The 7,878-nt window shown below is 71.1% G+C and carries 1 pseudogene; it reads left to right on the forward strand.

What is annotated here, in order from left to right:
* Positions 1 to 75: 75 nt before the first annotated feature.
* Positions 76 to 7,503: pseudogene (locus OV427_RS50725) on the forward strand (amino acid adenylation domain-containing protein); the annotation flags it as partial.
* Positions 7,504 to 7,878: the final 375 nt, after the last annotated feature.

Raw genomic sequence — 7,878 nt, forward strand, 5'->3', positions numbered from 1 at the left:
GCGCCGGACGCGGTGGCCCCGGTCCGGAGCGAGGCCCATGTCGCTCCCCGCACCTCCACCGAGGAGAAGCTGGCGGAGCTGTTCGCCACCATCCTGCGGCTTCCCCAGGTGAGCATCACCGGCAACTTCTTCGAGCTGGGCGGCCACTCCCTGCTGGCCACGCAGGTCATCTCCCGCATCCGCTCCAACCTGGGCGTGGAGCTGCCCCTGCGCGCCCTCTTCGAGGCGCCCACCGTCGCGGCCCTCGCCGAGCGCATCAGCTCCATGGGAGCCTCCGGCCAGGGGACGGCGCCCGCGCTCGTCCCGGCACCGCGCACGGGGCCGCTGCCGCTGTCGTTCGCGCAGCAGCGCCTCTGGTTCATCGACCAGTTCGAGCCCGGCAGCCCCGCGTACAACATCCCCACCGCGCTGCGCATGCGCGGACCGCTGGACGTGGACGCGCTGGAGAAGTCCTTCGCCTCGCTCACCGAGCGGCACGAGGCGCTGCGCACCACCTTCGGCGTCCATGACGGCGAGCCCGTGCAGGTCATCCACCCGCTGCCGCACTTCCCGCTGCCCGTGGTGGACCTGAGCACCCTGCCCGCCTCCGAGTGCGAAGCCGAGGCCCGCCGGCTGGCCGCGCAGGAAGCCCAGCGCCCCTTCGACCTGGCTCGCGGCCCCGTCTTCCGCGCCCTCCTGCTGCGCCTGGGCGCGCAGGACCACGTCCTCATCGGGACGATGCACCACATCGTCTCCGACGGCTGGTCCATGGACGTGCTGGTGCGCGAGCTGGCGGAGCTCTACTCGGCGCACTCCAGCGGTCGTGAGGCGCGGCTGAATCCCCTGCCGGTGCAGTACGCGGACTTCGCCGCGTGGCAGCGCTCGTGGCTGAGGGGTGAGGCGCTGGAGAAGCAGCTTGGGTACTGGCGCGAGCAGCTCTCCGGTGCGGCCCCCGTACTGGAGCTGCCCACCGACAAGCCTCGGCCCGCCGTCCAGTCCCACCGTGGCGCGTGGCTGCCCGTGCAGCTCTCCACACCCGTTACCGAGGCGCTCCTGGCCCTGTGCCAGCGTGAGGGCACCACGCCCTTCATGGCCCTGCTCGCCCTCTGGCAGGTGTTGTTGTCGCGCTACTCCGGTCAGGACGACATCTCTGTCGGCTCCCCCATCGCCGGCCGCACTCGCTCGGAGACGGAGGGCCTCATCGGCTTCTTCGTCAACACGCTCGTGCTGCGCACCCAGATGGACCCGCGCGCCACCTTCCGCGACCTGCTCTCCAAGGTGCGGGCCACCACGCTGGGCGCCTACGAGCACCAGGACGTCCCCTTCGAGAAGCTCGTCGAGGAATTGCGGCCCCAGCGCAGCCTGAGTCACTCGCCCTTGTTCCAGGTGATGCTCGTCCTGCAGAACGCTCCGACGACCACTCTGGAGGTGAAGGGCGGTGCGCAGGACAGCGCCCCGCTGCGCCTGGAGTCCTTCGAGTCCGGCGCGCAGGCCACCAAGTTCGACCTGAACCTCTCGCTGTCCCAGCGGGCCGAGGGGCTCGGCGGTGCGCTGGCCTACCGCACGGACCTGTTCGAGCGGGGCACCATCGCCCGCATGGTGGAGCACTTCACCACACTGGTGGAATCCGCCGTGTCCGCGCCCGAGACGCGCGTGGGTGAGTTGCCCCTGTTGCCCGCGTCCGAGCGCCAGCAGGTGCTGGTGCGCTGGAATGACACGCGCCAGGAGGCCAGCTGGGACGGCGCGCTGCACGAGCGCTTCGAGATGCAGGCTGCGCGTACGCCTGACGCCGTCGCGGTGCTCGATGACTCCTCTTCGCTGTCCTTCTCGCAGGTCAACCGCCGCGCCAACCAGCTTGCCCGCTGGCTGCGCTCCCACGGTGTCGGCCCCGAGGTGCGCGTCGCCCTCTGCATGGAGCGCGGCGTGGACATGGTGGTCGCCGTCCTCGCCATCCTCAAGGCCGGTGGTGCCTACGTCCCCATGGACCCCGCCTACCCCCGCGAGCGCCTGGCCTTCATGCTCCAGGACTGCGGCGCACGGCTCGCACTCACCCAGCGCCACCTGAAGCCGCAGCTCGAAGGCGCTTCCGTGGAAGCGATGTCTCTGGACGACGCTTCCACCACGCAGACGCTCTCGCGCGAGTCCGGGGCCAACCCGCCTCGCGTCACCTCGCCCGAGCACCTCGCCTACGTCATCTACACCTCCGGCTCCACCGGCCGCCCCAAGGGCGTCATGGTTCAGCACTCCTCCGTGATGAACCTGCGCGCCGCACTCGCTTCGGCCGTGTATGCCGGAGCCGAAGGCGCGCTGCGCGTCAGCCTCAACGCGCCTCTCGCCTTCGACGCCTCCGTGAAGCAACTCATCCAGGTGGCCGACGGCCATGCCCTCTGCGTCGTGCCCCAGGCCGCACGTGAGGACGTCTCGCTGCTCAAGGCGTGGGTGGAGAAGCACCAGCTCGACGTCCTCGACTGCTCGCCCTCCCACCTGCGCCTGCTGCTGGAAGAGGGCCTCGCGGCTTCCAGGCCACTGCGCGTGCTGGTGGGCGGCGAGGCCGTGGACGAAGCCCTCTGGGCAAAGCTATCCGCCCACCCCTTCATCCACTGCTTCAACGTCTACGGCCCCACCGAGTGCACCGTCGACACCACCGCTCGCGCCATTCGCGGCGCCTCCAGGCCCACCCTGGGCGGCCCGCTGGCCAACGTGCAGGTGTATGTCCTCGATGAGCGCATGCAGCCGGTGCCCACCGGCGTCCCCGGCGAGCTCTTCATCGGCGGCGCGGGTGTCGCTCGTGGCTACCTCGGCAGGCCCGAGCTCTCCGCCGAGAAGTTCGTTCCGGACCCGTTCGGTACGGTGGCCGGTGGCCGCCTCTACCGCACCGGCGACAAGGTGCGCTGGCTCGCCAACGGCGAGCTCGACTACCTGGGCCGCATCGACTTCCAGGTGAAGCTGCGCGGCTTCCGCATTGAATTGGGCGAAATCGAAGCCGCCCTGGAGCAGGAGCCCACCGTCAGTCGCGCCGTCGTGCTTGCCCGCGAGGACGTCCCCGGCAACCCGCGCCTCGTCGCCTACCTCGTCACGCCTGAGGGAGACGCTCTCGATACGGCCGCGCTCCGCACCGCGCTGCTCCGCTCGCTGCCCGAGTACATGGTGCCCTCCGCCTTCGTCTTCCTGGCGGCACTGCCCCTCAACACCCACGGAAAGGTCGACCGCAAGGCCCTGCCCGCCCCCGAAGCGGAAGTCAGCGCCTCCTTCGTCGCCCCCCGCACCCCCACCGAGACTCAGCTCGCCTCCATCTGGGCCGAGGTTCTTCATCTGCAAGCGGTCGGCGTCACCGACGACTTCTTCTCCCTCGGCGGCCACTCCCTTCTGGCCACCCAGGTCATCTCCCGCGTCCGCAAGGCCTTCGAAGTAGAGCTGCCCATCCGTGCCCTCTTCGAGGCGCCCACCGTGGCGAGCCTCGCGACCCATCTGGACTCCGCACGGCGCGTCCGTGACGGCGTGCAGCTTCCCCCGCTGGTGCCCGTGTCCCACGCCGGGCCGCTGCCGCTGTCCTTCGCCCAGCAGCGCCTCTGGTTCCTCGACCAGCTCCAGCCCGGCAGCGCCTTCTACAACATCCCCACCGCGCTCCAGCTCGCGGGGCCGCTCGAGGTCTCCGTGTTGGAGCGCTCGCTCCAGGAGCTCGTCCGCCGGCATGGCGCCCTGCGCACCCGCTTCAGCACCAGCGCGGACGGAGAGCCCGTGCAGTACGTCCAGGAGGATGCCGGGCTGTCCCTGCGGGTCGTGGACCTGAGCCACCTGCCAGAGGCGGAAAGAGACGCGGAGGCCCTGCGACGGGCCGCCGCGGAAGCCCAGACGCCCTTCGACCTGACGCGAGCGCCGCTGCTGCGCGCCGCCCTGCTGCGCCTGTCCGAGCAGCGACACGTGTTGCTCGTCACCGTGCACCACATCGTCTCGGACGGCTGGTCCAACGGCATCCTCATGCACGAGGTGGACGCCCTCTACAGTGCCTTCTCGCGCAAGGTGCCTTCGCCGCTCGCGCCCCTGCGGCTCCAGTACGCCGACTACGCCGTCTGGCAGCGCGGCTGGCTGAAGGACGACGTGCTGGCCCAGCAGGTGGGCTGGTGGAAGCAGCACCTCGCTGGCGCCCCGCACGCGCTGGAGCTGCCCACCGACAGGCCCCGCCCCCCGGTGCAGACCTTCCGTGGCGCCAGCCTCCCGGTGCACCTGGACTCGCGGCTCACGTCCGCCCTCGTCGCACTGTGCCGCAAGGAAGGTGTCACGCCGTTCATGGTGTTGCTGTCCGCCTACGACCTGCTGCTGTCCCGCTATTCGGGCCAGGACGACCTCGTGGTGGGCTCGCCCATCGCCAACCGCCAGCAGACGGAGCTGGAGGGCATCGTCGGCTTCTTCGTCAACACCCTGGCGTTCCGCACCCGACTGACGCCCGGCCTCACCTTCCGTGGGCTGCTCGCCCAGGTGAGGGAGACCACCCTGGGGGCCTATGCTCACCAGGACGTCCCCTTCGAGAGATTGGTGGACGAGCTCCAGCCCGGGCGCGACCCGAGCCGCTCGCCGTTGTTCCAGGTGATGCTCGCCCTGCAGAACACCCCGCGGCAGCAGGCCCGTGAGGAGGGTGCCCCCAACGGCGGTGCCCTCACCTCGAGTGGACTGAAGGTGGACAGCACTACCGCCAAGTTCGACCTGTCACTGCTGCTCAACGACCACGGCGGAGAGATTTCCGGTCAGCTCGAGTACAACACCGACCTCTTCGACGCGCGGACGGTCCGGCGCATGGCGGGCCATCTGACGCGGCTGCTGGAAGCCGCCGTAGAGGACCCGGGCCAACTGCTCTCCTCTCTGCCGCTGATGGACGCGGCCGAGCAGCGGCGGGTGCTCGTGGAGTGGAACGACACCGCCTCGGACTTCCCCGGGGACGCCAGCCTCCACGGGCTCTTCGAGGCCCAGGCACGCCGCACTCCGGACGCCGTGGCCCTGCGCTTCGGACAGGACTCCCTGAGCTACCGCGAGCTGGACGCTCGGGCCAATCAACTCGCTCACCACCTGCGTGCGCTGGACGTGCGTCCGGGCGCGTGCGTCGGCCTGTGCGTGGAGCGCTCGCTGGAGCTCGTCGTCGGCATGCTCGGCATCCTCAAGGCCGGCGCCGCCTACGTGCCGGTGGAGGCGAACCAGCCCGCGGAGCGTCTCGCCTGGATGCTGCGCGAAACGGGCGCTCGCGTGCTCCTCACCCAGCAGTCCCTGCCGAGCGCGACGTTCGAGGGACACCGCGTCCCGCTGGACGCGGAGTGGAGCACCATCGCCTCGCGGCCCACCACGCCCCTCGCCGTGGAGCCCGGTGCGGACGCGCTGGCGTACGTCATGTTCACCTCGGGCAGCACCGGCCGTCCCAAGGGCGTCTGCGTGCCCCACCGGGGCGTGACGCGGCTGGTGCGCGGCAGCGACTTCATGCGCTTCGGCTCGGACGAAGTCATTCTCCAGCTCGCCCCGGCGGCCTTCGACGCCTCCACGCTGGAGGTCTGGGGCGCGCTGCTCCATGGCGCGACGCTGGTGCTCGCTCCTCCGGGGGCCCTCTCCCTCGACGAAATCGGTGAGCTGCTGTCGCGCGAGGGCATCACCACCCTGTGGCTCACAGCGGCCCTCTTCGAGCAGATGGTGCTGCACCAGGGCAGCGCACTGGCCCGCGTCCGACAGGTGCTCGCGGGCGGCGACGTGCTGCCCGTGCAGCGCGTGCGTGAGCACCTCTCGCGGCTGCCTCCAGGCGCCGTGCTCATCAACGGCTACGGCCCCACGGAGAACACCACCTTCTCCGCCACCCACACCCTGCGGGCCGGAGAGGAGCCGGGCCGCTCGGTGCCCATCGGCCGGCCGCTGTCCAACTCCACCGCCCACGTGCTGGACGCTTCGCTCCAGCCGGTGCCGCCGGGCGTTCCCGGTGAGCTGTACGTGGGCGGAGCCGGCCTCGCCTGGGGCTACCTCCACCGCGCGGACCTCACGGCCGAGCGCTTCGTGCCCCACCCCTTCTCCTCCACCCCCGGCGCGCGGCTGTACCGCACCGGCGACAAGGTGCGCTGGAGCGAGGACGGCACCCTCGAGTTCCTCGGCCGCATCGACTTCCAGGTGAAGCTGCGCGGCTTCCGAATTGAGCCGGGCGAGGTGGAGTCGGTGCTGCGCCAGGCCCCGGGCGTCGAGGAAGCCGTGGTGGTGGTGCGCGAGGACTCTCCCGGCGACAAGCGCCTGGTGGCATACGTGGCGGCCGCACCCGGCAGCCTGGACGCCGCGGGCCTGCGCGCCTCCGCCCAGCGGACACTGCCCGACTACATGGTGCCCTCCGCCTTCGTGGTGCTGGACGCCCTGCCCCTCAACGCCAACGGCAAGGTGGACCGCAAGGCGCTGCCCACGCCGGACGCGCCCGTGTCCACCTCCGAGTACGTGGCCCCGCGCACCCCGTTGGAGATGCAGCTCGCGGAGGGCTTCGCCAGCGTCCTGCGCGTGCCCCGCGTGGGCCTCACCGATGACTTCTTCGCGCTGGGCGGCCACTCCCTGCTGGCCGTGCGGCTGATGGTCCGCATCCGTGAGCTCACGGGGCTCTCCCTCCCCGTGTCGGCACTCTTCCAGGCCTCCACCGTGGAGCGGCTCGCGGAGCTGGCCACGCGCGGGCAGGACGCGGCCCGCGCGACGCCCAACCTGGTGCGGCTGGACGCGGGCACCTCCACCGGACGGCCCCTGTTCCTGGTCCATGGTGGTGGTGGCAGCGTGCTGGGCTACACCGAGCTGGTCCGCCAGCTCGGAAGCGACAGGCCCCTCTACGGCCTGCATGCCTCCGGCCTGGAGGGCGGCGAGCTGCCTCCCGCATCCGTGGAAGCGCTCGCACGCGACTACCTCGCCCAGGTGCGCGCGGTGCAGCCCCAGGGCCCCTACCTGCTGAGTGGGTGGTCCTTCGGTGGACTCGTGGCCTACGAGATGGCACGCCAGCTCCAGGCCGCGGGGGAGACGGTGGACCTGCTCGCCATGCTGGACACCACCGCTCCCACGGATGTGCCGCCTCCCGAGCCCGACGCACTCGGACTGCTGGCCACCTTCGGACGGGTGATCGGCCTGCCCTGGCACTCCCTGCCGCTGGAGCCGGACACGCTGCGGGCCCTGAGCGGCCGCGAGCAACTGGCCCGCGTGCTCGAAGCGGCGCGGCGCGGCGCGCCTGGCGCCGTGGAGCTGGACCTCGACACCGCCGAGCGCCTCTTCGCGCTCTTCCGCCGCCTCTACGAGGCCCAGCGTGGCTACCGGCCCGGTGGCACCTGGGCGGGCCCCACCCTGCTCTTCCGCGCGGCCTCCTCCGCCACGGGTCGGACCCGCGCCGAGGACCTGGGCTGGAGTGCATGGCTTCCCGGCGAGCTCACGGTGTACGAGGCGCCCGGCGACCACTACTCGTTGCTGAACGCCCCCAATGCCGCCTCGGTGGCGGAGCGGCTTGCCCACCACCTGCGGCTGCTGGAGCGGGACGCGGCCTGACGTCGCGGGAAGCACCTCTGATACTGGGAATTCCCGGGCGTGATTCGCCCGGGAATTCTCGTCTTCTTGGCAATTTCGTGGCCAATCCAATGCCACTGGATTGCGCCTGCTTGCCCGTTGCCCCTGCGTGGCGACGGACAGAGGAGGCAAGTTCGAGACGGGTCGGCCTGTGGAGGTAGGATCTCCCCCTACGAGGGCCTCTCTGCTCACTCGACCTTTGACGAAAAACCTCTCGAGGCCGCGGCCTGTCCAGCAGCCCGGTTTCCCCTCGCTCCTGGAGCGTTCCTCCTCCCCTCCAGTTCGGACCGGCGGGAAGCAGGATCGCCAGTTAGGAAGCAGGCCCGTCTCTCCAGGCTCCCAGGAGCACGCCTGACC

This window comes from Pyxidicoccus sp. MSG2, from assembly GCF_026626705.1.
Lineage (GTDB): Bacteria > Myxococcota > Myxococcia > Myxococcales > Myxococcaceae > Myxococcus.